The following is a 23,783-nucleotide window of genomic DNA, read 5'->3' on the forward strand; positions in this document are numbered from 1 at the left end:
ACGCCATGCGCTGGGACAACCTCTCCGCTCCCCCGGACGAGGGGACTCCTGACCGGGCAGCGCCAGCGGCTCCACCCCTGCCGCTGGCGCTGCCCCACGCGGTCGTCCGCACGTTCGACACCCCCGACTTCGCCGGCATGACGTTCTACGAGGTGCAGGCCAAGTCGATCATCAACCGGGTGCCCGGTCAGTCGCGCGTGCCGTTCGAGTGGACGATCAACCCCTACCGTGGCTGTTCCCACGCCTGCACCTACTGTCTGGCCGGCGACACGCCGATCCTGATGGCGGACGGGCGCACCCGGCCGATCAGCGAGCTGACGCCCGGTGACCGGATCTACGGCACCCAGCGGCGCGGCGCCTACCGGCACTACGTCGTCACCACCGTGCTCGACGCCTGGTCGACGGTGAAGCGGGCCTACCGGGTCACCCTGGCCGACGGCACCACGCTGGTGGCCAGCGGCGACCACCGTTTCCTCACCGAACGCGGCTGGAAGCACGTCACCGGCGGCATGCGCGGCGGCGGGCGGCGCCCGCACCTGACCACCCGCAACCGCCTGCTCGGCACCGGCCGGTTCGCCGTTCCGCCGAAGCGTTCCACCGACTACCACCGGGGTTACCTGCACGCGCTGGTCCGCGACGCCGACCGACGCCGGCTGCCACGGCACGAGGCGGAGGCCGACGGCCCGCGTCTCCGCTTCCGGCTGCGCACCGTCGAGGCGGAGGCGCTGGAGCGGGCCGAGCGGTTCCTCGCCGACGCCGGGGTCGACGTCGAGCGGACGACCGGGCGACCGGCCCGCCGGTTGACCACCCTGCGCACGGTGGGGCCGGTCCGGGCCGAGGTCGTCGCCGCGCTGGTCCGACCACCCGACGAGCCGACCGACGACTGGCGGCACGGCTTCCTGGCCGGCATGTTCGACGCCGCCGGCAGTTGCCGCCGGGGCGTGTTCCGGATCGGCGTCACCGACGACGAGAGCCGGCGCCACACGGTCGAGGCGCTCGACCGGCTCGACTTCCGGTGGGCGCTCGACGATGCCGGCAACCGCAACGGGGGCCTCCAGATCCGGCTGACCGGCGGCCTGCCGGAGCGGCTGCGTTTCTTCCACCTGACCGATCCGGCGGTCACCGACCGCCGCTCGATCGAGGGCACGGCGCTCAAGTGCGCGGCGCGGCTCCAGGTGACATCCATCGAGGACCTCGGGCTGGAGCTGCCGCTGTGGGACATCACCACCGGCACCGGCGACTTCATCGCCAACGGGGTGGTCAGCCACAACTGCTTCGCCCGCAACACCCACACCTACCTCGACCTGGACGCCGGGGCCGACTTCGACCGCAAGGTGATCGTCAAGGTCAACGCCGGCGAGCTGGTCCGGCGCGAGCTGGCCGCCCCACGCTGGCGGGGCGCGCACGTCGCCATGGGCACCAACGTGGACTGCTACCAGCGGGCCGAGGGGCGCTACCGCCTCATGCCGCCGATCCTGGCGGCGCTGCGCGACTTCGCCAACCCGTTCTCGATCCTGACCAAGGGCACCCTGCTGCTGCGCGACCTGCCCCTGTTGCGCCAGGCCGCCGAGGTCACCCGGGTCGGGCTGTCCTACTCGGTGGGTTTCGTGGACGAGACGCTCTGGCGCCTGGCCGAGCCGGGCACGCCGAGCCCGCGCCGCCGGTTGGACGCGGTCCGCCGGCTCACCGACGCCGGCTTCCCGGTCGGCGTGCTGATGGCCCCGGTCCTGCCCGGCCTCAGCGACGACGAGGAGTCGATCGACGCCACCGTCGCGGCGATCGCCGCCGCCGGGGCCGTCGACGTGACGCCGCTGCCCCTGCACCTGCGCCCCGGCGCCCGGGAGTGGTACGCGCGCTGGCTGGCCCGCGAGTTCCCCCACCTGGTGCCGCGCTACCGCCAGCTCTACCAGGCCGGGGCGTACGCGCCGCAGGCGTACCAGCGGGAGGTGACCGCGCGGGTCCGGATGGCGGCCCGCCGGCACGGGCTGCACCGCGGTGAGGTCGGCGACAACCGGCGGCTGCCCGACACCACGCCACCGACACCGGCCGCCGAACAGCTCGCCCTGCTGTGACCGGGCGGGCGGGTTAGTCTCGGTGAATGCGGTCCGCCCAGCAGCTCCTCGCCGACTCCGCCGTGATCGCCGTCGTCGGGGCCTCCCGTGATCCGGGCAAGGCCGCGCACCGCGTGCCGCTGGAGATGCAGCGGCACGGGTGGCGGATCATCCCGGTGAACCCGACCGTCGACGAGTTGTTCGGCGAGAAGGCATATCCGACGCTTGCCGACATCCCGCACCCGGTCGATCTGGTGGACGTGTTCCGCCCGGCGCGGGACGCGGTCGAGGTGGTCCGACAGGCGGTGGCGGTCGGCGCGCCGGCGGTCTGGTTGCAGCTCGGGATCGTCTCCGCCGAGGCGCGCCGGATCGCCGAGGCGGCCGGCATCGACTACGTCGAGGACAGGTGCCTCATCGTGGAGCGGGCCGCGGCCGGCCTGACCCGGCACGGCTGACCGTTTCGACAGGCGGCGCCCGCCGACACCTTGCCGCCGACCCCGTCGCGCGTCGGCCGAAGCGTTGAGAGGGGGCCCCTTCTCTACCGGAAACGTTAAGAGGGGGCCCGTCCTTCAGAGCTTGTACTGCTTGAGCAGGCCGCGGGAGATGATGGTCTTCTGGATCTCCGAGGTGCCCTCGCCGATCAGCAGGAACGGGGCCTCCCGCATCAGGCGCTCGATCTCGTACTCCTTGGAGTAGCCGTAGCCGCCGTGGATGCGGAACGCCTCCTGGACCACCTCGGCGCAGTACTCCGAGGCGAGCAGCTTGGCCATGCCGGCTTCGACGTCGTTGCGCTGGCCGGCATCCTTGAGCCGGGCCGCGTTGACCATGAGCGCGTGCGCGGCCTCGATCTTGGTGCCCATCTCGGCGAGCTTGAACGCGATCGCCTGGTGCCGGGCGAGCGGCTGGCCGAACGTCTTGCGCTGCTGGGCGTACGCGACGGCCAGCTCGAACGCGCGGATCGAGATGCCGCAGGCGCGGGCCGCCACGTTGACCCGGCCGACCTCGATGCCGTCCATCATCTGGTAGAAGCCGCGGCCGACCTGCTCCTCGCCGCCGAGCACGGCGGAGGCGGGGACGGCGACGCCGTCGAGCACCATCTCGGTGGTCTCGACGCCCTTGTACCCCATCTTGTCGATCTTGCCGGGGATGGTCAGGCCGGGCGCGGTCTCGCCGAAGCCGGGCTCCTTCTCCAGCAGGAACGTGCTCATGTTGCCGTAGACCGAGTCGGCCCCGGTGTCGGTCTTGACCAGGGTGGCCACCACCGAGGAGTACGCGCCGTTGGTCAGCCACATCTTCTGGCCGTTGAGCACGAAGGTGTCGCCGTCGCGGACCGCCTTCGACTTGATCGCCGAGACGTCCGAGCCGCACTCCGGCTCCGACATGGAGAACGCGCCCCGCACCTCGCCGGTGGCCATCTTCGGCAGCAGGCGGGCCTTCTGGTCGGCCGAGCCGTGCTGCGAGACCAGGTACGCCACGATGAAGTGCGTGTTGACGATGCCGGAGATCGACATCCAGCCCCGGGACAGCTCCTCGACCACCAGCGCGTAGGTCAGCAGCGACTCGCCGAGACCGCCGTACTCCTCGTCGATGGTGAGGCCGAACAGCCCCATCTCGCGCATCCCGTCGAGGATGTCGGTCGGGTACTCGTCGGCGTGCTCCAGCCGCTGGGCGTGCGGAATGATCTCCTTGTCGGCGAACTCCCGGACCGTTTCCAGGATCGACCGCTGCACATCGGTCAGGCCGGGCGTCTGGGCGAGTCGGGCCATCTCAGCCTCCGGGGTCGGCGCATTACTCATGGGTAACTGAACGCTCGGTCAGTATCGGCCCCGCAACCGGCCGCGCCAAGGTGACCAGTCCACACAACCGCTGTGAAAAGGTTCACCGCTGCGGGTAGCGTCCGCAAGAGAAAGGGCGGTTGACCTGCGGATCCGAGGGGGCCGGCGTGACCGACGAGCAGCCACCGTCGCCGTACGAGCCGCCGGACCGCGGCCAGCCGCACGGGCCACAACCGCCGTACGGGCACCAGCCGCAGTGGGGACAGCAGCCGCCGTACGCCCCGCAGCCGCCCTACGGCCAGTACGGCCCGCCCGGCGAGGGCCCGCGCCCGCGCGGCGGCCCCAACGTGCTCGCCATCCTGTCGCTGGTCTTCGCGTTCGTCTTCGCGCCCGCCGGCATCGTCTGCGGCCACCTGGCCAAGCGGCAGATCCGGCAGACCGGCGAGGAGGGCGACCAGCTCGCCACCTGGGGGCTGATCCTCAGCTACGTCTTCACCGCGCTCGGCCTGCTGGTCTGCTGCGGCTGGATCGGGCTGGCGATCTGGGCCAACGCCGACAACAACGGCTACTGACGCGTCAGCGGAACTGCGCCTCCCGGACGCTGTTGCCGCCGTCGACCACCAGCATCTGCCCGGTGATGTACGACGCGGCCGGTGAGCAGAGGAACGCGATCGCGGCGGCCACCTCGTCCGGCAGGCCGGGGCGGCCCACCGGCGTGCCGAGCCCCTGCTTGATCTCGGCCATGGTGGACGCGGCGGTGTGGATGATGCCGGGCGCCACCGCGTTCACGGTCACCCCGTCGGCGATCATCTCCATCGCCAGCGCCCGGGTCAGCCCCACCACGCCGGCCTTGGCCGCCGCGTAGCCCGCCTCGGTGGGCAGCGCGTTGACCGGACCGGCGGTGGCGGCCAGGTTGACGATCCGCCCCCAGCCGCGCTCCGACATCCCGTTGATGAACGCGCGACTGCACAGGAACGCGGTGGTCAGGTTGCGGTCGATCTCGCCGCGCCACTCGTCGTAGGTCAACTGGGCCACCGGCCGCAGCACCTCCGGGCTGGCCCGGCTGGCCAGGCCCGCGTTGTTGACCAGCACCTCGACGTCGCCGAGCTGCTCGGCCACCGCGTCGGCGAGCGCGCCCACCTCCGACTCGTCGGTGAGGTCGGCGACGAAACCGGTGACCCCCAGTTCCTCGGCGCGGTCGTGGATCCGTCGGGTGGTCGACACGATCGCCACCCGGGCGCCCAGGTCGGCCAGCCGGCGCGCGGTCGCGTACCCGATGCCGTCCGCGCTGCCCGCGCCGGTCACCAGCGCGACCCGGCCGTCCAGCCGCATGGTGGCCGGCTCCGGGAGCGGCGCGGCCCGTTCCTGGTCGGCGGCGCCCGCCGGCTCCCCGGCGCGCGGGCGGCGCACCGACCCCGGCCGGCTCGTGTCCCGTCGCGACCGACCCCCACGCGCGTCAAGTGCCATGTCGAGGATCCTGCCCGCTGTGGACCTTCCGGGCAATGCGGCACCCGGAAAGGGGGTGCTCCGGGTTTTCCGGTGGTGGCTACCCTGACCCGGACCACGTACCTGGAGATGATCAGATGAGCTATCCCCCGCCGCCCGGTGGCTGGCACGACCCCTCGGCCGGGCCGCAGTCGAGCCCGCCGGTCGACCCCTACGCGCCCGAGGACCCGTACGCGGTCGGGAAGTCGCCCTACGCGCCCCCGCCCGGCGACCCGTACGCGGCGCCCGGCTACCCGCCGGCCGGCTACCCGCAGCCGGGCGCGTACCCGCCGCCCGGCGCCTACCCCGGCTACGCGCCGCCGGCGAGCCGAACGAACACGCTGGCCATCGTGGCGCTGGTGCTCTCGCTGGTCGGCTTCACGTCGTGCATCACCGCGCCGATCGGCGCGATCATGGGGCACGTGGCCCAGCGGCAGATCCGGGAGACCGGCGAGCAGGGCGAGGGGATGGCGAAGGCGGCCATCATCGTCGGCTGGATCCTCACCGCCCTGCTGGTCGCCGGCATCATCTTCTACATCGTGATGATCGCGATCGCCATCAACTCGGACAGCTCCACCAACTACTGACGCGACCGGGCCGCCCCGCGCGGGGCGGCCCGGCGCGCGGTCACGCCGAGGGCGGGGTGAACGAGGAGGTACGCGTCATCCCGGCGGCCCGGCCCTTGGCCGAGATCACCAACGCCATCTTCCGGGACGCCTCGTCGATCATCTCGTCGCCGAGCATCACCGCGCCCAGCTTCCCGCCCGCCTCGGACGTGTAGAAGTCGTACGCGTCGAGGATCAGCTCGGCGTGGTCGTAGTCGGCCTGCGCCGGCGAGTAGACCTCGTTCGCGGCGTCGATCTGGCCCGGGTGCAGCACCCACTTGCCGTCGAAGCCCAGCGCGGCCGAGCGCTTCGCCACCTCGCGGAACGCGTCGGTGTCGCGGATCTGGAGGAACGGGCCGTCGATGGCCTGCTTGTCGTGCATCCGGGCGGCCATCAGGATGCGCATCAGGATGTAGTGGTAGGGATCGCCCGGGTAGTCCGGGATCAGCGCGCCGACCACCAGCGACTTCATGTTGATCGAGGCCATGAAGTCGGCCGGGCCGAAGATGATCGTCTCGACCCGGGGCGAGGCGGCGGCGATGGCGTCCACGTTGACCAGGCCGGCGGCGTTCTCGATCTGCGCCTCGATGCCGATCCGGCCGACCTCCAGCCCGAGCGTCTTCTCGATCTGCGTGAGCAGCAGGTCCAGCCAGTGCACCTGCTCGGCGTTCTGCGCCTTCGGCAGCATGATGCAGTCCAGGTTCGCCCCGGCGCCCTCGACCACCTCGATGACGTCCCGGTAGGTCCACGGCGTGGTCAGGTCGTTCACCCGGACCACGCGGGTCTTGCCGGCCCAGTCCCCGTCGTTCAGCGCGGCCACGATGTTCTTGCGCGCGTCCGGCTTGGCCAGCGGGGCGACCGCGTCCTCCAGATCCAGGAAGACCTGGTCGGCAGGGAGGCCCTGGGCCTTGCCGAGCATCTTGACGCTGGACCCGGGAACCGCCAGGCAGGACCGGCGGGGGCGACCGACAGCGGTCATGGATGCGCTCCTATCAGCGTCCGGCGGCAGCACGCGACGCGGCGGTGGAAGTCGGAACTTAACGATCCCAAAGGACGGGGCTACGTCACGGTAACCTCGTGCCGTGACCGGGGTGAATGGACCTGTGGAAGATCTCACTGAGCGTCGGATCGTGGTGCTGACCGGCGCGAGTTCGGGCATCGGGCTGGCCGCCGCCGTCGAGCTGGCCCGCCGCGGTGACCAGGTGGTGCTGGTCGGTCGGGACCCGGCCCGGCTGCGCGCCGCCGGCGAGCGGGTGCGCGAGTCCAGCGGCGAGCAGCCGGAGCTGTTCCGCTCCGACTTCGCCGTGCTCGACGACGTACGCGGGCTCGCCGAGCGGCTGCGCGCGAACTACGACCGGATCGACGTGCTGGCCAACAACGCCGGCGCGATCGTGCTCGAACCGGTCACCACGGTCGACGGCTTCGAGCTGAGCATGCAGGCCAACCACCTCGCCCCGTTCCTGCTCAGCAACCTGCTGGCCGACCGGGTGCGCCGGATGGTGGTGACCGCCTCCAACGCGCACCGCAGCGGCGTGCTCGACCCGGACGACCTCAACGCCACGCTGCGCCACTACCGGCCGTTCCGCGCGTACGGCACCAGCAAGCAGGCGAACATCCTGTTCACCGCCGAGGCGGCGCGGCGCTGGCCACGGGTGCGGTCGTACGCGTTCCACCCCGGCGTGGTGAGCACCCGGTTCGGCAACGAGAGCCGGGTGGTGGCGCTCGGCATGCGGCTGCTGCCGTTCCGCACCCCGGAGAAGGGCGCGGAGACGCTGGTCTGGCTCGCCGGCCAGGACCCGTCCCGGCTGATCGACGGCGGCTACTACGCCGACCGCAGGCCGCACCGGCCGCGCCCCTGGGCGGCCGACCCGGCGCTGGCGGCCCGGCTCTGGACGGCCAGCGCCGAGGCCGTCGGTCTCGCCGGCTGAGGGACCGCGCCGACCGGCCGGGCCGCTGCGGGACACCGCGCCGGTCGGCCGGCTGGGACACTCGACGCCATGACGACGGGGAACGAGGTCCTGCTGGTCGCGCTGGTCGACCTGAGCGCCGACGCCGACGCCGGCCGGCGCTACGAGGACGCGGTGCTGGCGCTGCTCGACCGGCACGGCGGGCGGCTGGAGCGACGGTTGCGCACCGGGGACGGGGAGACCGAGGTGCACGTGATCCGGTTCGCCGCCCGCGACGGGCTCGACGCGTTCCTGGTCGACCCGGAGCGCGCCGCGCTCCGGGCGGAGCTGGGCGACGCCGCCCCCACCACCCGCGTGCTGGAGGTCCACGACGTCTGAGGCGTCACTGCGACACGTGCACCGGGACGCTCGTCACCACCACGCCGGGCAGCGCCCGCAGCGCGGCGCGCAGCCGCTGCTCGGCGCGGCTGTGCAGCAACCGGTGCCGACGCCGGCGCAGCACCACCTCCGGCACGATCACGGTGAGCGTCAGCTCCGGGCCGGCGGCGTGCAGCGCCTCCAGGTAGTGCGCCAGCGGCCCGATCACCGAACGGTACGGCGACACGATCGTCTCCAGCCGCAGGTGGTCGCCCCAGGCCCGCCACTGGTCCCGGAACCGGTCCGCCTCGGCCTCCTCCGGCGCGATGTGCACGGCCAGCGTCGGCCGGCCCAGCGAGGCCGCGTACGCCAGCGCGCGCAGCGAGGCCCGGTTCAGCCGGGCCACCGGCACGATCACCAGGTGGCGTACCTGCTGGGGCAGTTCCTCGCCCTCGGCGGAGCCGGCCGGGCCGGGCGGCGCCCCGGGCGGCGGCGGGTGCAGCGCCAGCGCCCGGTGCAGCGTGGCGTAGTGCCGGTGGATCCGGCGGAACAGCAGCACCAGCAGCGGCACCGCGACCACCACCACCCAGGCGCCCTCGGTGAACTTGGCGACCGCGGCGGTCAGCAGCACCAGCCCGGAGAGCGTCGCGCCGACCGCGTTCACCGCGAGCCGGCGCCGCCAGCCCCGCCCGCGCCGGCGTCGCCAGTGCACCACCATCCCGATCTGCGACAGCGTGAACGCGAGGAAGACGCCGACCGCGTAGAGCGGGATCAGCGTCTGGGTGTGCCCACCGAAGGCGACGAAGACGGCCGCCGCGGCGAGCGCGAGCGCGACCAGCCCGTTGCTGAACGCCAGCCGGTCACCCATGTGCAGGAAGCGGCGCGGCGCGTGCCCGTCCCGGGCCATGAAGAACAGCAGCCGGGGGAAGTCGTTGAACGCGGTGTTCGCGGCCAGCAGCAGGATCAGCGCGGTGGTGGCCTGGAGGATCGCGTACCCCGGGCCGGTGGGGAACGTGACGCGGCCGAGCTGGGACAGCACGGTCTCGTCCGCCCGGGGCACCAGGCCGTCGAGGTGGATCAGCCCGACCAGGCCGGCGAAGAGCGTGACCAGCATGGCGACCATCCAGCCCAGCGTGGTGCGGGCGTTGCGCCACTCGGTCGGGCGGAACGCCGGCACCGCGTTGGAGACCGCCTCGATGCCGGTCATCGACACCGCGCCGGAGGAGAACGCGCGCAGCACCAGTAGCAGCCCCAACCCCTCCGCGGCGGGCACCGTCGGCGGCGGCACCGGCGCGAAACCCCGCGCCGCGGCCTTCGCGTAGCCGACCGCCAGCACCGCGAGGACCACCACCACGAACGCGTACGTGGGCAGCACGAAGATGTTGCCGGCGGTGCGTACGCCACGCAGGTTGCCGGCGAGCAGCACGGCGATCACCAGCACCCCGAGCGGCACGGTCCACCTGGTGAACCCGGGCAGCGCCGAGGTGACCGCGTGCACGCCGGCGGCCACCGACACCGACACGGTCAGCACGTAGTCGAGCATCAGCCCGGCTGCGGCGGCCAGTCCCGCCGTACGCCCCAGGTTGTCCCCGGCCACGAGGTACGACCCGGCGCCGTGCGGATAGGCCGGGATGGTCTGCCGGTAGGAGAGCCCGACCGCGACCATCAGCACCGCCAGCAGCGCGGCCAGCGGCAACGCCAGCCCGAGCGCGGCACCACCGGCCAGCACCAGCACGGCGAGCATCGCCTCCGGCCCGTACGCGACGGAGCTGAGCAGGTCCGAGGAGAGCACCGGCAGCGCGACCAGCTTGCGCATCCGCTCGTAGAGCACGGAACTGCTGGCCAGCGGCGGGCCGAGCAGGGTCCGGCGGACCCGGGCCACCGCCCGGCCGGCCCGGTTGCCGGGCAGGTACGCCGGTCCGGTGGCGACCAGTTCGTCCGGTTGCGCCACGTCGAACAGGTCGATCGGGGCCAACCGCCCGAACCGGGTGGGTCGGGGCGACTGCCCGCGCCGGCCGAGCGTCGGGTCGACGGGCGGGTCGCCGGCCTCCCGGGGGCCGTGCCAGCGCGTGCCGAGCCGGCCGAGCGCGGCCCGCTCCTCGGCGTCGAGCGGCGGGAACTCGGCCGACGGCGTGACCACGGTGCCCGACTCCGCCGCGTCGTCCCGCTCTGCCTCCACTCCCGCACTGTCGTGCACCGCGGCCGCTCCGGTGGCCGGTTCGGCGACAGTTCGGCCCGGGGAGCGCCGGAACGCGCATGATCGGAGCCGTGCACACCGCTGGACACCGCCCGCCGCTCGACACGCTGACCGTCGGCGCGCTCGCGCTGGCCGTCGCCGCCGTCTCGTCGTCCGCGCCGCTGGTGGCGTTCGCCGCCGCGCCGGCCCTGGCTGTCGCGTTCTGGCGCAACATGTTGTCGGTGGCGGTGCTCGGTCCGGTCGCGGTGACCCGTCGACGGGCCGAACTCCGGGCGCTCCTGGTCGGGCCGGGCCGTCGGGAGGGGCTGTACTGCGTGCTCTCCGGGGTGGCGCTGGCCGCCCACTTCGCCACCTGGATGCCGAGCGCGAAGCTCACCTCGGTCGCGGCGGCGACCGCGCTGGGCGCGACGCAGCCGGTCTGGCAGGGGCTGATCGCCCGCTGGCAGGGGCATCGGCTGCCGGCGGCGGTCTGGGCCGGCATCGCGGTGGCGGTGCTCGGCGCGGCGCTCGCCACCGGCGCCGACGTCGCCGTCTCCGGCCGGGCGTTCGCCGGCGACCTGCTGGCCGTGGCCGGCGGCATGTTCGCGGCCGTCTACACCGCCCTCGGCGAACGTGCCCGGGCCAGCGTCAGCACCACCGGCTACACCACCGTCTGCTACGGCGTGTGCGCGCTGATCCTGCTGGTGGTCTGCCTGGTCGGCGGCGTACGCCTGCACGGCTACGACGGCGGGACGTGGCTGGCCATCCTCGGCCTGGTGGCCGGCGCCCAGCTCCTCGGGCACTCGATGTTCAACTACGCGCTGCACCGGGTCTCCGCCACCACGGTCAGCGTGCTGATCCTGCTGGAGGCGCCCGGCGCGGCGCTGATCGGCTGGGTCTGGCTCGGTCAGCTACCCCGGCCGCTGGCCCTGCCCGGGCTGGCGCTGCTGCTGGTGGGCGTCGCCGTGGTCGTGCTCGGGGGCGCGCGGGCCGGCCGCCGCGCCGCGCCGGTCCCGGTGCCGGTCGACCCGCCGCCGCTGCGGGACTGACCGCCGCCCCCTACGTTCCGTGGCGGGTCAGCGGCGGCGGGTCAGCGGCGGCGGGTCAGCGGCGGCGGACGCGGTGCAGGCGGAACGGCTTGCGGACGGCTCGGACCACGGACGCCGGGCGCGGCTGTTCGGTCAACGGGCCGTCCGGCAGGTCGGTGCCGCTCACCGCCGTGCCGGCCGGCGTGAGCCGGTTGAGCGCGCAGCCCTCGGCCGCCCACCGGGCCACCAGTTCGGTGGCCGAGCCGGACGCGTTGAGCCGCTTCGCCGCCACCAGCGGCGCGACGGTGTCCCACTCCTCGGTGCCCGGCCGGAGCCGACCCACCCGCGCCGGCCAGCTCACGATCCGCCCGCCGTGGTCGCCGCGCAGCGTCACCTCGGCCGCCTCGGTGTCGGCCAGCCCAGGCGCCGCCTGCTCGCCGGGGCCGGTCACCACCAGCAACGCGCCGTCCAGCGGCAGGCACCACAGCGCGTACGCCGGGCCGTCGCCGACGCCGACCCAACAGACGGCGGCCTTCTTCACCGCCTCGTCCACCAACGGCAGGCTCACCCGTTCGTCCACCTCGTCGCTCACCCGCCCATCCTCCCGCATTACCACCGCCGGATGGGTTCCTCGGAGCGGGCGGGCTCGCACGGGAGACCTCACCTACGGCGCTACCAACTTGATGGCGTCGACGGGTCACCGCTACCCGGTCGCCAGCAGCCGATGCCGGTTCACGGGACCGGTGAACCGTTCACGCCATCAAGTTCGTAGGCGCGGCGGACTGCTCCTTCCTGCGCACCGACAGCGCCGGCGCCCCCGCACATGGCCCGCCGCCGGAGACGGCTCAACCGTCAACGGGCCGCTCAGCCGACGAAGGGCGGGACGGTGATCTCGCCGCGGGCCACCGGCACCACCTGACCGGAGACGGTCGCGCCGACCGCCGTCCCGCCGGCCGCGGTCACGGTGCAGGCCAACGACGAGGGCCGGTGGATCTCGATGCCCTGGCGCACCGCGTACGGCGTCCGACCCTCGCCCGGCAGCAGGCCGCTGGCGACCAGCCAGACGCCCAGCCCGAGCGCGGCCGAACCGGTCGCCGGGTCCTCCGGGACGCCGATCCCGGGCACGAAGACCCGGGCGTGCGCGGTTTGCGACTCCGGGTCCCAGGAGAAGAGGCTGACGTGCTCGACGCCGTACCGCTCCGCCGCCGCCGTGTTCAGCCGCGCCCGGGCCACCGCGTCGGGGCGTACCGGAAGGTAGGGGAACTCCAGGCCGCACCCGGCGACGCGCGGCGGTGGCCCGGCGTGGTCGGCCGCGGTGAGCCCGACGATCTCCAGCAGCGGCTCCGGGTCGAGTTCCGGGCCGAGCGTCGGGGTGCCCCCGGTCAGCGTCGCTCCGGTGGGGGTCACCTCGACCGGCAGCACGCCGGCGCCGCATTCCTGGGTGACCCGGCCCACCTCGAAGAGGCCGCGCCGGCCGGCGGTCACCGCGGCGCCCACGCTGGGGTGCCCGGCGAACGGCAGCTCGTCGGTCGGGGTGAAGATGCGGGCCCGGTAGGTGGCGCCGGCCTGGGTGGGCGCCAGCACGAAGACCGTCTCGGACAGGTTGAACTCCAGCGCGAGCGCCTGCATCTGTTCGGTGGCCAGCGCTTCCGCGCCGAACACCACGGCCAGCGGGTTGCCGGCGAACGGGCGGTCGGTGAAGACGTCCACGATCTCGTAGGCCAAGGTCGACATGCTGTTAGAGAGTAGGCCCTTAGGCTGGTGCCCGTGAGCACGCCGAACCGGGTCTACATCGCTCGACTCGCCGGAGTCGCCGTCTTCGACCCGAACGGCGACCAGGTGGGCCGCGTCCGCGACGCGGTCGCCCGAATGCGTCCGACCCAACGACCGCCGGAGGTGGTGGGGCTGGTCGCCGAGATGCCCATGCGGCGCCGCATCTTCCTCTCCATCAACCGGATCACCTCGATCGACCCGGACGCCGTGGTGCTCGGCAGCGGCACGCTCAACCTGCGCCGGTTCGAGAAACGACCGAACGAGCTGCTGGTGCTCCAGGAACTGCTCGACCGGCGGGTCCAGCTCGACAGCGGGCCGACCGGCTCGGTGGTGGACGTGGCCATGGAGCACAGCCGCGGCGGCGAGTGGGCGCTGACCCGGGTCGCCGTCCGCGAGCAGACCGGCCGGCTCACCCGCCGCGGCCACCTGCACCAGGTCGAGTGGGACCGGGTCCGCGGCCTCGGCGTCGTGGGCGACAACAACCGGGGTACGGCCAACCTGCTCGCCGTGCTGGAGGACATGCGCCCGGCCGACCTGGCCAACGCGCTCCAGGACCTGCCCGACGCCCGGCGCAACGAGGTGGCCGCCGCGCTCGACGACGAGCGTCTCGCCGACGTGCTCAGCGAGCTGCCCGAGCGCGACCAGGTGGAGATCCTGGCCGCCCTGGACCGGGAACGGGCCGCCGACGTACTCGAGGAGATGGACCCGGACGACGCCGCCGACCTGCTCAACGAGCTGCCCCCGCCGGAGCAGGACGTGCTGCTCGACCTGATGGAGCCGAACGAGGCCGATCCGGTGCGCCAACTGCTGCGCTACGCCTCGGGCACCGCCGGCAGCGTGATGACCTCCGAGCCGGTGATCCTGCCACCGGACGCCACCGTCGCCGAGGCCCTGGCCCGGATCCGGGAGGTGCAGCTCTCGCCCGCCGTGGCGGCGCAGGTCTTCGTGACCCGCGCGCCGTTGACCACGCCGACCGGCCGTTACCTGGGTATGGTGCACTTCCAGCGGTTGCTCCGCGAGCCTCCGGCCGACCTGCTCGGCGGCATCGTGGTCAACGACATCGACCCGCTCCGGACGTCCACCCCGCTGACCGAGATCACCCGCCGGATGGCCACCTACGACATGGTGGGCATGCCGGTGGTGGACCGGAGCAACCGGCTGGTCGGCGCCGTCACGGTGGACGACGTGCTGGACCATTCCCTGCCGCGCGACTGGCGGGACCGGGACGCGGCACCGACCCCGTCCGCCACCGACGACGGGACCGTGGACGATGAGTGAGCAGCGACGCGGCGAGCGGCTCGACCAGCCGCGCGCCCCCCGGGGCCTGCACCTGCCCCGGATCGACGCGGATTCCTTCGGCCGCTGGGCCGAGGGCATCGCCCGGGGCATGGGCACGGCCAACTTCCTGGTCTACATGACGCTGATCCTGGCCGCCTGGTTCCTGTGGAACACGCTCGCCCCGGCGCACCTGCGGTTCGACCCGTACACGTTCACGTTCCTGACGCTGGTGCTCTCCCTCCAGGCCTCGTACGCCGCCCCGCTGATCCTGCTCGCGCAGAACCGGCAGGCGGACCGGGACCGGGTCTCGCTGGACGAGGACCGGCGGCGGGCCACCATGCAGAAGGCCGACACGGAGTACCTGGCCCGGGAGATCGCCGCGTTGCGGATCGCGATGGGGGACGTGGCGACCCGGGACTTCCTCCGCTCCGAGCTGACCCGGCTGGCCGAGGAGCTGGACGAGGCAGCCGAGCGGCGGCGCAAGCTGGAACGGCGGCAGCACGAGCGGGGACAGCAGGACCGCGGACAGCAGGACCGAGGGGCACGGCGACCGCCCGGTGGGCGCCCGCTCGACGAGCCCCGCGACGAGCTCGACGGTGACCACGCCCACGACGCCCGCCACCAGAGCCCGACGTAGCATTACCGGCATGTCAGCACCCGTCAGCACCGTCTCCGACGCGATCCAGGCCGCGCTGGCCACCGTCAACGACCCGGAGATCCGTCGGCCGATCACCGAACTCGGCATGGTCCGCTCCGCGGAGCGGGACGACGACGGCGTGGTGCGGGTGGAGCTGCTGCTCACCGTGGCCGGCTGCCCGCTGAAGGACAAGCTGCGTACCGACATCACCGCCGCGGTCGGGGCGGTGCCCGGGGTGAGTCGCGTCGAGATCATCTTCGGGGTGATGAGCCCGGAGCAGCGCCAGGAGTTGCAGTCGAAGCTGCGCGGCGGTGGCACCGCCGAGCCGGTGATCCCGTTCGCCCAGCCCGGCTCACGGACCCGCGTCTACGCGGTGGCCAGCGGCAAGGGCGGCGTCGGCAAGTCCAGCGTCACGGTCAACCTGGCTGCCGCGTTGGCCGCCCGCGGCCTGTCGGTCGGCGTGGTGGACGCCGACATCTACGGCCACTCGGTGCCCCGCATGCTCGGCGCCGACGGCGCGCCGACCCGGGTCGAGGACATGATCATGCCGCCGCAGTCGCACGGCGTGAAGGTCATCTCGATCGGCATGTTCACTCCCGGCAACGCGGCGGTGGTCTGGCGCGGCCCGATGCTGCACCGCGCGCTCCAGCAGTTTCTTGCCGACGTCTACTGGGGTGACCTGGACGTCCTCCTGCTCGACCTGCCGCCGGGCACCGGCGACATCGCGATCTCGGTGGCCCAACTGCTGCCGAACGCCGAGATCCTGGTGGTCACCACGCCGCAGGCAGCCGCCGCCGAGGTGGCCGAGCGGGCCGGCGCCATCGCGTTGCAGACCCACCAGCGGGTGGTCGGTGTGATCGAGAACATGTCCTGGCTCGAACTGCCGGACGGTTCCCGGATGGAGGTCTTCGGTGCCGGCGGCGGCGCGGCGGTGGCCGAGTCGCTGACCCGGACCATCGGCGCGCAGGTGCCGGTGCTGGGGCAGATCCCGATGGACACCCGGGTCCGCGAGGGCGGCGACGCCGGCCAGCCGATCGTGCTGACCCAGCCGGACGCGCCGGCCGCGAAGGCCATGTTCGAGGTGGCCGACCGGCTCGCCGTGCGCCGCGAGTCCCTGCTCGGCAAGCCGCTCGGCCTCAAGCCCGCCGGCCGCTGACCCACTTCCCCTCACCCTCCCCCGCGGATCCCGTGGGGGACGGGGTCAGGTGGCGTCGTCGTAGGACGGGCGCGGGGTCGGGGTGGTGGGGGTGGGGGTGGCGGTGGGGGTCCCCACCGCCGGGCGGGGCGTGGGGGTGCGCAGGTCCGCCGCCTTGGCCACGTCCTTCAGCTCGTCGTGCACGCCGGTGACGTCCGAGCGCAGGTTGTCGTACATGCTCTGCAGCGGCTTCCGGATCGCCTGCTCGTCGTCCTCACTGAGCAGGTGCTTGCGGATGAACGCCTTCGGGTGCAGGTCCTCCAGCTGGATGTCGGTCCCCAGCTCGCGGCTCAGGTCTCCGGTCGCGTTCCGCGCCATGTTCCGCAGGTTGCGCACCATCCGCAGGCCGTCGTTGATCACGTTGGGCAGCCGGTCCCCGAAGATCAACAATGCCAGGAGCAGCAGGGCGCCGATCTCCCACCAGTTCAGGTTCTCGAACACTCCGGCCTCCTCGTCCGTGTCAGGGCAAGACTACGCACGGAAGGCGGCCCGGCGGGAGGGGGTCACCGGTCCTCACTTGGCGTCCGCGGCGAGCGTCACCGAGGTGTTCTGCCGAGCCGACCCGCGCCGGTACTCCACCGTCACCACCGAACCCGGCGCGTACTTGCGCACCAACGCCACCAGGTCGGTCGGGTCGGTCATCGGGTGCTTGTCCAGCCGGAGCACCACGTCCCCGGTACGCATCCCGGCCGCCGCCGCCGGACCGGCCGGCTCGACGGCGTTGAGCCGCACCCCGCCGCCGGTGGCGCCGGTGCCACCCACCGAGGCGCCGATCACCGTACGCCGGGCCCGGCCGGTGCCGATGATCTCCTCGGTGACGCGCTTGGCCTGGTTGATCGGGATGGCGAAGGCGAGCCCGATGTTGCCGGCCTCCTGCCCGTCGGCCACCAGCGACTTGATCGTCGAGTTCACGCCGACCACCCGGCCCGCCCCGTCCACCAGCGGGCCGCCGGAGTTGCCGTGGTTGACCGCGGCGTCGGTCTGGATCGCCGCGTAGTAGCGGGTCGGCCCGCCCGGCTCGCCCGCCTGCATGGTGCGGTCCAGCGCGCTGACGATGCCGGCGGTGACGGTGTTGGCCAACGACAGCGGCGAACCCATGGCGAGCACCGGGTCCCCCACCGCGAGCGCGTCCGAGTCGCCGAACTGCACCGGCGTCAGCCCACTGCGGGTGACCTTGATGACCGCGATGTCCGACTCCGGGTCCTGCCCGACCACGGTGCCGGCGGCGGTGCTGCCGTCGTTGAACACCACCGTGGCCTTGCCCGGGCCGTCCGCGACCACGTGGTCGTTGGTGACGATGTGCCCGTCGGTGCTCACCACGAAGCCGGAGCCCTCGCTGGTGCCGCCGAGACTGGCCACCCGAATGGTGACCACGCTGGGCAGCACCCGCTCGGCGACCCCGGCCAGCGACTCCGGCTTGCGCTGGGCGAGTGCCGGAGCCTGCCCGGCCTGCGCGCCCAGCGTCGGCACGGCGCCGCCACCCAGGAAGGCGTAGGTCAGGGCGCTGCCCAGTGAGCCGGCCAGCAGCGCGGTGATCAGCGAGATCAACACCACCTGACGCAGCCCCGGCCGGGTCGGCACGTCCGGGTCGGTGACCGGCTCCGGCTCACCCGCTCCGGTGGGCGCGGTGGCCGGGACCACCACGGCCGCGGGCGCGTACGGGTCCCGCCACGGGTCGGCCAGCGCGTCGGACCACCAGGGCGACGTCGTGCCACCCCCGGCGCTCGGCGGTGGCTGCCCGGGCACCGGCCCTCCCGCCGGTGCGCCCGAGCCGCCGGGCCGGCGCCAGTCCCAGCCGTCGGTCACGTCCGTGCCTCCCACATTCGTCCCGCGCGCCCCGCGCCGACGCCGGCGGAGCCGGACGATCGAGACGCGCGGGACCCATCCAGGATTGCACGGATGCCCCGGGTGGAGTCAGGGGTTGCCGCCCGTGATCGCCCGAGGGCCGACTCGCGGCTGCGCGCGTACCGGCTCGCCTCTACGCTCACAGTGCCAACCGACCCCTCGCACCAGCCCCGCCCCCAGGAGGTGCCCCATCGCCACGGTCGCCGGTCCCGGCGGTTCGACGGCCCAGGCGTTGCAGTTCGCCGAGTCGTACGTCACCGAGGACATCGTGCTGCGCACGGCCCGCGCCCTCGCCCACGAGGTGGGTGTGGAGGCGGTGACGTCCGGTGCCGGTGCCGCGCTGCGCCTGCTCGCCGCCGCCGGTAACGCCCGCGCGGTGGTGGAGATCGGCACCGGCACCGGGGTCAGCGGCGTGTGGCTGCTGCGCGGCATGCGCCCCGACGGCGTGCTCACCACGATCGACGTGGAGGTGGAATACCAGCGCATCGCCCGGCGGCTGTTCCAGGAGGCGGGCTTCCCGTCGGGGCGTACCCGGATCATCACCGGTCGGGCGCTCGACGTGCTGCCGCGTCTCGCGGACGGCGTCTACGACCTGGTCTTCGCGGACGCGCCGGGCCCCGGCTTCGCGGCGTACGTGGACGCGGCGCTGCGGCTGCTGCGTCCCGGCGGGGTGCTCGCGCTCAACGGCGCGCTGGCCGCCGGCCGGATCGGTGACCCGGCCGCGCGGGACATGGAGACGGTGACGGTGCGGGAGACCATCAAGGCGATCCGCGAGTCGGAGCACTGGGTGCCCGCGCTGCTGCCGGTCGGCCACGGGCTGCTCGCCGCCGTGAAGAGCTGACGCCGCCCGCTCAGCCCAGCGTCGCCAGCCAGCGCAGCAACCCGCGTACGCCCCAGCCGGTGGCGCCCCTGGTCAGCTCGCCGTGCACATCGTCGGACCAGGACGGGGCGGACATGTCCAGGTGCGCCCAGCGGTCCCGCAGGTCGCCGGTGAACTCGCGGAGGAAGAGCGCGGCCACCACCGAGCCGGCACCCCGGGCCGGGGAGCTGTGCAGGTCGGCGACGTCGCTGGCCAGGTATTCCAGGTAGTCGTCGGCGAGCGGCATCCGCCAGGCCCGCTCGCCGGCCGCGCTGATCGCGGCCAGCAGGTCGCCGGCCAGGTCGTCGTTCTCGGCGTAGAGCGCGGCGTGCCGCTTGCCCAGGGCGACCGCGTTCGCCCCGGTCAGGGTGGCCAGGTCGACGAGCAGGTCGGGCTTCAGCTCCCGGACCGCGTACGCCATCGCGTCGGCGAGCACCAGCCGCCCCTCGGCGTCGGAGTTGGTGCTCTCGCTGGTCAGCCCGCCGTAGTGCCGGATCACGTCGCCGGGGCGGAAAGCGGAGCCGCTGACCATGTTCTCGGCCAGCGGGGCCAGCGTGGTGATCCGGACCGGCAGGCGCAGCGCGGCGGCGCCCAGCGTGGCGGCCACCACGGCGGCGGCGCCGGCCATATCCTTGCGCATCAGCTTCATGGCCGGCACCGGCTTGATCGAGATGCCGCCGGTGTCGAACGTGATGCCCTTGCCCACCAGCACCACGTGGGTACGCGCGCCGGCCGGCCGCCAGTCCAGTTCGACCAGGCGCGGCCCCTGGACGGAGCCGCCGCCGACGGCCAGGATGCCGCCGAAGCCCTCGGCCGACAGCTCCTCCGGGCCACGCACGCGCAGGTGCAGGTCGGGGCGGTCGGCGGCGGCGCCGGCCACCTGGTCGGCGAACCACGCCGGGTGCTTGGTGGAGGACGGGGTGTTGGTCAGGTCGCGGGCCAGCCGGGTCATCTCGGCGGTGACCCGGGCCGCGGCCAGCGTGTCGGCGAGCGCGTCCGGATCGGCCACCAGCACGTCCACCCGGGCCAGGGCGGGTCGTGCGCCGGCCTCGGTGAGCCGGAACCGGTAGGAGCCGAGCAGCAGCCCCTCGGCCAGACCGCGCAGCGCCGGCTCGGACCCGTCGGGAAGCAAAATCGTGATCTGTGTCTCATCCTTGCCGGCACGGGCCAGCGCGGCCCCGGCGGAGCGCCAGCCCGCCTCGTCGCCGTCGCCGACGCCGAGCAGCCAGAGCCGGCTCGGGGCACCTCCGGGACGCAGGTGTTCGCGGATCTCGCCGGCGGCCCCGGTGAGGCGGGCGGCGGGCAGCAGCGCGGTCGCGGTGGCCCGGACGTCGTCATCGGGCGGGACGGCGGTCGGGACCAACGTCGGCGGGGCGTCCGACCCACCGGGACGGATGGGCAGGACGAGGGCGTCGGGTCGCGTGGACCCGCTCACCAGACGAATGGCCAGCACGCTGGACCGTACCTCCGAAAACGTGTTAAGCGGGACGCTCTGCCGCTTACCGGCCGAGGAAGGCCCTGAGCCACCGGGCAAGCCGGTGGCTCAGGGTAGGGCGAACCGTCCGCGCGGCGGACGCCACGCGGACCACTCCTCGAATCAGCCGGCGGCCGCCTTCAGCGCGTCACCCAGCGCGGTGGCCTCGTCGGGAGTCATCTCGACGACGAGCCGGCCACCACCCTCCAGCGGGACCCGCATGACGATGCCCCGGCCCTCCTTGGTGACTTCCAGCGGACCGTCGCCCGTCCGCGGCTTCATCGCCGCCATGTTGTCTCCCCTCAGACCTACACCAGGGTCGGTGGGTTGCCCCACAGCCACTTCGCCATCGCACCCGCAACAGTCGCGGAGGCGTCGACCAACGATTTTCCCTGATGAACACCGCCGGACCCAAACCGAAGCAGCATTGATGTAACAGCATCTAGCTTATCTTGGGTAGGCCTGTCACAATGTGCGGTCATGCAGGCACGGTCGGCACTCTTCGACCTGTACGGCGACCACCTCCGCGTCCGGGGTGGCCGTGCACCGGTCGCCGCCCTGGTCAAGCTGCTGGCGCCGCTCGGGATCGCCCCACCGGCGGTACGCACCGCGGTGTCCCGGATGGTCCGTCAGGGCTGGCTGGAACCACTCCGGCTCGCCTCCGGACCCGGATATTCGATCACCCCGAAAGCGGGTCGTCGACTCGACGAGGCGGCCTCCCGGATCTACCGGACCGGTCGGCACAGTTGGGACGGACGGTTCGATCTTCTCGTCCTCACGACGCCCGCCGCCCGCCGGGACCGGCAGCGGCTCGCCGCCAACCTCACCTTCCTCGGCTACGGCACGCTCGACGACTGCACCTGGGTGGCCACCCGCCCCGGTGAGGACGTCGACCTGCTGCTCGCCGAGGCGGGCGTGCGCTTCGAACGGTTCACCGCCGCGCACGCCGCCGGCACCCCGGGCGCCATGGGCGTGGTCCGCCGGGCCTGGGACCTGGTCGAGATCGGCCGGGCGTACGAACGCTTCGTCGCCGAACAGAAGCCGCTGCTGTCCGGCGTCACGGTCCGCAGCAGCGACGAGGAGGCGTACGCGGCCCGGTTCCGGCTCGTGCACGCGTGGCGTACCTTCCTGTTCCGGGACCCGCAGTTGCCCCCGGCGCTGCTCCCCGAGCGCTGGCCGGGCACGAGCGCGGCCGGGTTCTTCGACCGGCACGCGGCCCGGCTCCGGCCGGCCGCCGACCGGTACGTCGAGCAGTGCCTCGACGCCAGCCACCGCCTCGCCCGACAGAAGGGTCGTTAGAAACGTGACCGAGCCGCTGCTCGTCGACCGCACCGACGCCGTCGTCACCCTGACGCTGAACCGCCCGACGGCGATGAACTCGCTCGACGTGGCGCTCAAGGAGGCGCTCCGGGAGACGCTGGCCGAGTTGGAGACCGACCGCTCCTGCCGGGCGGTCGTGCTGGCCGGCGCGGGCGGCTCGTTCAGCGCCGGGCAGGACCTGCGGGAGCACGTGCAGACGCTGGAGTCGGCGGACGCCGACCCGCTCGCCACCGTGCGGGCGCACTACAACCCGATCGCCGCCCGGCTGGCCAACCTGCCCAAGCCGGTGGTCGCCGCGGTACGCGGGATGGCCGCCGGGGCCGGCGCCTCGCTGGCGTTCCTGGCCGACTTCCGCATCGGCGGCCCGAAGACGCGGTTCCTGATGGCGTTCGCCGGGGTCGGGCTCGCCGCCGACACCGGGGCCTCCTGGACGCTGCCCCGGCTGGTCGGCCACGCCAAGGCGGTCGAGCTGCTCATGCTCGCCGAGCCGGTCGGCGCCGAGGACGCCTGCCGGCTGGGCCTGCTCACCCGGTTGGTGGACGACGACGAGCAGGTGCTCCCGGCCGCGCAGGAGCTGGCCGCCCGGCTCGCCGCCGGCCCGACCGTCGCGTACGGGGCGATCAAGCGTCAGCTCTCCATCGCCGACGCCGGCACGCTCGCCGACGCGCTGGCCGCCGAGGCACAGGCGCAGGCCATCTGCGGCGGCACCGCCGACCACCGGGCCGCCACGATGGCGTTCGTCAACAAGCAGAAGCCGGTCTTCGAGGGGCGCTGAGGCTCAGTCGTCCTCCTCCGGGTCCTGGTTGGCCTCGACACCGAGCACGAACGCCTGCATGGCCAGCTCGTCGCCGGCCGGCGAGACGAACGCCGGCAACTCACGCGGGCCCAGCTCCTGCACGTAGGACCAGAAGATCCGGACCGCCTCGGCCCGCGTGGCCGCCTCGATCGGCAGGTCGAGGCTGACCAGCCAGGTGCGCCGGGCCGGCGGCGGACCGAGCCGGTCGGCCAGCGCCCGCCAGCGCACCGGGTCGAGCGCGACGACCGGGCCGTCCGGGGCCGGGCCGTCGACCGGCACCGGCTCGTCGAGCGCCCGCCGGGTGTACGTCACCACGAGCGCGCCGGCCGCCGCGTCGGACTGGGGGTCGTCCGGATCCTCCCGGCCCCCGGCGCCGGGGCGCGTCACCCGGCCGAGCGCCACCAGCCGCAGCGGCTCCTCGACCAGCACCGCCACCCGGTCACCCGGGCGCGGCCGGGCCACCCCCGGCAACCCGGTCAGCTCCAGCACGTCGTGGTGCACCAACCGCTCGGCCTGGTAGCGCTCGGCGGGCAGCAGCACCGCCCAGGCACCCGGCGTGGTGTCGGCGTCGGTCGTCCCGCTCGTCCGTGGCTCGGTGTCGGTCATGCCCCAATCCCATCACGCCGCGTCGTCACACCCCGGCCCGGTCACCACCGGCGTGGCATCCGGCGAGGTGATCGTCCACCATGCCGCTGGCCTGCATCAACGCGTAGGCGGTGGTCGGGCCGACGAAGCGGAAGCCGCGCTTCTTGAGCGCCTTGGCCATCGCGGTGGACTCCGGCGTGAGCGCCGGCACGTCACCGAACGAGGCGGGACGCGCCGGTCGGGGCGGGGGCGCGAACGACCAGAGCAGCGTGGAGAGCCCTTCGGGCAGTTCCAGCGCGGCGCGGGCGTTGGCGATCGCCGCCTCGATCTTGGCCCGGTTGCGGACGATCCCGGCGTCGGCCAGCAGCCGGGCCGTCTCGGCCTCGCCGTAGCCGGCGACCGACTCGATCCGGAACCCGTCGAAGGCGAGCCGGAACGCCGGCCGCTTGCGCAGGATGGTCAGCCAGGACAGGCCGGACTGGAACGCCTCCAGGGTGAGCCGCTCGTAGAGCGCGTCGTCGCCGCGCAGTGGTCGACCCCACTCCTCGTCGTGGTAGGCGGCGTAGTCGGGGGTGCTCGCCCCCCAGGCGCAACGGGGCAGCCCGTCCGGGCCGGTCACCAGGTCAGTCACGCCGCA

25 protein-coding genes are annotated in these 23,783 nt (G+C 73.7%); 13 read left to right on the forward strand and 12 right to left on the reverse strand.

The window, feature by feature from the left end; all coding sequences use genetic code 11:
* Nucleotides 1-5: 5 nt before the first annotated feature.
* Both AB0B02_RS01290 and AB0B02_RS01295 read left to right on the forward strand, forming a co-directional pair.
* Complete coding sequence (locus AB0B02_RS01290; protein WP_357295766.1) at nucleotides 6-2,072, forward strand: intein-containing Rv2578c family radical SAM protein; 2,067 nt, start codon at nucleotides 6-8, stop codon at nucleotides 2,070-2,072.
* A gap of 26 nt (nucleotides 2,073-2,098) precedes the next feature.
* A complete protein-coding gene (locus AB0B02_RS01295; RefSeq protein ID WP_357292853.1) occupies nucleotides 2,099-2,506 on the forward strand; it encodes a CoA-binding protein in 408 nt (135 codons plus the stop codon).
* A gap of 114 nt (nucleotides 2,507-2,620) precedes the next feature.
* Here the strand turns inward: AB0B02_RS01295 and AB0B02_RS01300 are convergent, their stop codons facing one another.
* Nucleotides 2,621-3,817 (reverse strand): acyl-CoA dehydrogenase family protein, encoded by a 1,197-nt coding sequence (locus AB0B02_RS01300; RefSeq protein ID WP_281943105.1) that lies wholly within the window; start codon nucleotides 3,815-3,817, stop codon nucleotides 2,621-2,623.
* A 176-nt stretch (nucleotides 3,818-3,993) separates the two neighbouring features.
* Here AB0B02_RS01300 and AB0B02_RS01305 point away from each other — a divergent pair, with 176 nt between their 5' ends.
* Nucleotides 3,994-4,398 (forward strand): DUF4190 domain-containing protein, encoded by a 405-nt coding sequence (locus AB0B02_RS01305; protein ID WP_107154907.1) that lies wholly within the window; start codon nucleotides 3,994-3,996, stop codon nucleotides 4,396-4,398.
* Between the two features lie 4 nt (nucleotides 4,399-4,402).
* Here the strand turns inward: AB0B02_RS01305 and AB0B02_RS01310 are convergent, their stop codons facing one another.
* Complete coding sequence (locus AB0B02_RS01310) at nucleotides 4,403-5,293, reverse strand: SDR family NAD(P)-dependent oxidoreductase (RefSeq protein WP_281943110.1); 891 nt, start codon at nucleotides 5,291-5,293, stop codon at nucleotides 4,403-4,405.
* Between the two features lie 116 nt (nucleotides 5,294-5,409).
* Between AB0B02_RS01310 and AB0B02_RS01315 the strand changes: the two genes are divergently transcribed.
* Entirely contained in the window at nucleotides 5,410-5,898 is a 489-nt protein-coding gene (locus AB0B02_RS01315) for a DUF4190 domain-containing protein (protein ID WP_281943111.1), read from the forward strand.
* Nucleotides 5,899-5,938: 40 nt separating this feature from the next.
* On the opposite strand, the gene AB0B02_RS01320 is transcribed toward AB0B02_RS01315, so the two are convergent.
* Complete coding sequence (locus AB0B02_RS01320) at nucleotides 5,939-6,895, reverse strand: CoA ester lyase (RefSeq protein WP_357292884.1); 957 nt, start codon at nucleotides 6,893-6,895, stop codon at nucleotides 5,939-5,941.
* A gap of 124 nt (nucleotides 6,896-7,019) precedes the next feature.
* Between AB0B02_RS01320 and AB0B02_RS01325 the strand changes: the two genes are divergently transcribed.
* A complete protein-coding gene (locus AB0B02_RS01325; protein ID WP_357292891.1) occupies nucleotides 7,020-7,844 on the forward strand; it encodes an SDR family NAD(P)-dependent oxidoreductase in 825 nt (274 codons plus the stop codon).
* A 69-nt stretch (nucleotides 7,845-7,913) separates the two neighbouring features.
* A complete protein-coding gene (locus AB0B02_RS01330) occupies nucleotides 7,914-8,201 on the forward strand; it encodes a hypothetical protein (protein ID WP_281943119.1) in 288 nt (95 codons plus the stop codon).
* Nucleotides 8,202-8,205: 4 nt separating this feature from the next.
* Here AB0B02_RS01330 and AB0B02_RS01335 read toward each other — a convergent pair whose 3' ends face one another.
* Nucleotides 8,206-10,359, reverse strand: a complete 2,154-nt coding sequence (locus AB0B02_RS01335) for an APC family permease (protein ID WP_357292902.1) — start codon at nucleotides 10,357-10,359, stop codon at nucleotides 8,206-8,208.
* Between the two features lie 77 nt (nucleotides 10,360-10,436).
* Between AB0B02_RS01335 and AB0B02_RS01340 the strand changes: the two genes are divergently transcribed.
* Nucleotides 10,437-11,405, forward strand: a complete 969-nt coding sequence (locus AB0B02_RS01340; RefSeq protein ID WP_281943123.1) for a DMT family transporter — start codon at nucleotides 10,437-10,439, stop codon at nucleotides 11,403-11,405.
* Between the two features lie 55 nt (nucleotides 11,406-11,460).
* Here the strand turns inward: AB0B02_RS01340 and AB0B02_RS01345 are convergent, their stop codons facing one another.
* Nucleotides 11,461-11,994 (reverse strand): hypothetical protein, encoded by a 534-nt coding sequence (locus AB0B02_RS01345; protein WP_281943125.1) that lies wholly within the window; start codon nucleotides 11,992-11,994, stop codon nucleotides 11,461-11,463.
* Between the two features lie 254 nt (nucleotides 11,995-12,248).
* Nucleotides 12,249-13,118: a PhzF family phenazine biosynthesis protein gene (locus AB0B02_RS01350; protein WP_281943127.1), complete on the reverse strand. Its 870-nt coding sequence runs from the start codon at nucleotides 13,116-13,118 to the stop codon at nucleotides 12,249-12,251.
* Between the two features lie 33 nt (nucleotides 13,119-13,151).
* Between AB0B02_RS01350 and AB0B02_RS01355 the strand changes: the two genes are divergently transcribed.
* The 3 genes from AB0B02_RS01355 to AB0B02_RS01365 are packed head-to-tail and all read left to right on the forward strand — an operon-like array spanning nucleotide 13,152 to nucleotide 16,228.
* Complete coding sequence (locus AB0B02_RS01355; protein ID WP_281943129.1) at nucleotides 13,152-14,435, forward strand: CBS domain-containing protein; 1,284 nt, start codon at nucleotides 13,152-13,154, stop codon at nucleotides 14,433-14,435.
* Nucleotides 14,428-15,072 carry a DUF1003 domain-containing protein gene (locus AB0B02_RS01360; protein WP_357292942.1) on the forward strand — a complete coding sequence of 215 codons (645 nt, stop codon included), beginning with the start codon at nucleotides 14,428-14,430 and terminating at the stop codon, nucleotides 15,070-15,072. Before AB0B02_RS01355 ends, AB0B02_RS01360 begins: the two co-directional genes overlap by 8 nt.
* Nucleotides 15,073-15,082: 10 nt before the next feature.
* A complete protein-coding gene (locus AB0B02_RS01365) occupies nucleotides 15,083-16,228 on the forward strand; it encodes a P-loop NTPase (protein WP_281943133.1) in 1,146 nt (381 codons plus the stop codon).
* Nucleotides 16,229-16,273: 45 nt separating this feature from the next.
* Here the strand turns inward: AB0B02_RS01365 and AB0B02_RS01370 are convergent, their stop codons facing one another.
* Nucleotides 16,274-16,708, reverse strand: a complete 435-nt coding sequence (locus AB0B02_RS01370) for a preprotein translocase subunit TatB (RefSeq protein WP_357292991.1) — start codon at nucleotides 16,706-16,708, stop codon at nucleotides 16,274-16,276.
* A gap of 72 nt (nucleotides 16,709-16,780) precedes the next feature.
* Nucleotides 16,781-18,088, reverse strand: a complete 1,308-nt coding sequence (locus tag AB0B02_RS01375; RefSeq protein WP_357293011.1) for a trypsin-like peptidase domain-containing protein — start codon at nucleotides 18,086-18,088, stop codon at nucleotides 16,781-16,783.
* 256 nt (nucleotides 18,089-18,344) lie between these two features.
* Between AB0B02_RS01375 and AB0B02_RS01380 the strand changes: the two genes are divergently transcribed.
* Nucleotides 18,345-18,953, forward strand: coding sequence for an O-methyltransferase (locus AB0B02_RS01380; protein WP_281943139.1), 609 nt, complete (start codon nucleotides 18,345-18,347; stop codon nucleotides 18,951-18,953).
* A gap of 10 nt (nucleotides 18,954-18,963) precedes the next feature.
* On the opposite strand, the gene AB0B02_RS01385 is transcribed toward AB0B02_RS01380, so the two are convergent.
* Entirely contained in the window at nucleotides 18,964-20,424 is a 1,461-nt protein-coding gene (locus tag AB0B02_RS01385) for a leucyl aminopeptidase family protein (protein ID WP_357293051.1), read from the reverse strand.
* 144 nt (nucleotides 20,425-20,568) lie between these two features.
* Nucleotides 20,569-20,736, reverse strand: a complete 168-nt coding sequence (locus AB0B02_RS01390; protein ID WP_013283866.1) for a DUF3117 domain-containing protein — start codon at nucleotides 20,734-20,736, stop codon at nucleotides 20,569-20,571.
* A gap of 189 nt (nucleotides 20,737-20,925) precedes the next feature.
* Between AB0B02_RS01390 and AB0B02_RS01395 the strand changes: the two genes are divergently transcribed.
* Together AB0B02_RS01395 and AB0B02_RS01400 are read left to right on the forward strand one after the other, a co-directional pair.
* On the forward strand, nucleotides 20,926-21,744 hold the full coding sequence (locus AB0B02_RS01395) for a PaaX family transcriptional regulator C-terminal domain-containing protein (RefSeq protein WP_281943146.1): 819 nt from the start codon (nucleotides 20,926-20,928) through the stop codon (nucleotides 21,742-21,744).
* 4 nt (nucleotides 21,745-21,748) lie between these two features.
* Entirely contained in the window at nucleotides 21,749-22,540 is a 792-nt protein-coding gene (locus tag AB0B02_RS01400) for an enoyl-CoA hydratase-related protein (RefSeq protein ID WP_357293075.1), read from the forward strand.
* 3 nt (nucleotides 22,541-22,543) lie between these two features.
* Here AB0B02_RS01400 and AB0B02_RS01405 read toward each other — a convergent pair whose 3' ends face one another.
* Together AB0B02_RS01405 and AB0B02_RS01410 are read right to left on the reverse strand one after the other, a co-directional pair.
* Nucleotides 22,544-23,167: a hypothetical protein gene (locus AB0B02_RS01405; RefSeq protein WP_281943149.1), complete on the reverse strand. Its 624-nt coding sequence runs from the start codon at nucleotides 23,165-23,167 to the stop codon at nucleotides 22,544-22,546.
* A 25-nt stretch (nucleotides 23,168-23,192) separates the two neighbouring features.
* Nucleotides 23,193-23,777 (reverse strand): DNA-3-methyladenine glycosylase I, encoded by a 585-nt coding sequence (locus AB0B02_RS01410; protein ID WP_281943151.1) that lies wholly within the window; start codon nucleotides 23,775-23,777, stop codon nucleotides 23,193-23,195.
* Nucleotides 23,778-23,783 lie beyond the last annotated feature (6 nt).

This window comes from Micromonospora sp. NPDC049240, from assembly GCF_040647835.1.
Taxonomy (GTDB): Bacteria; Actinomycetota; Actinomycetes; order Mycobacteriales; family Micromonosporaceae; genus Micromonospora.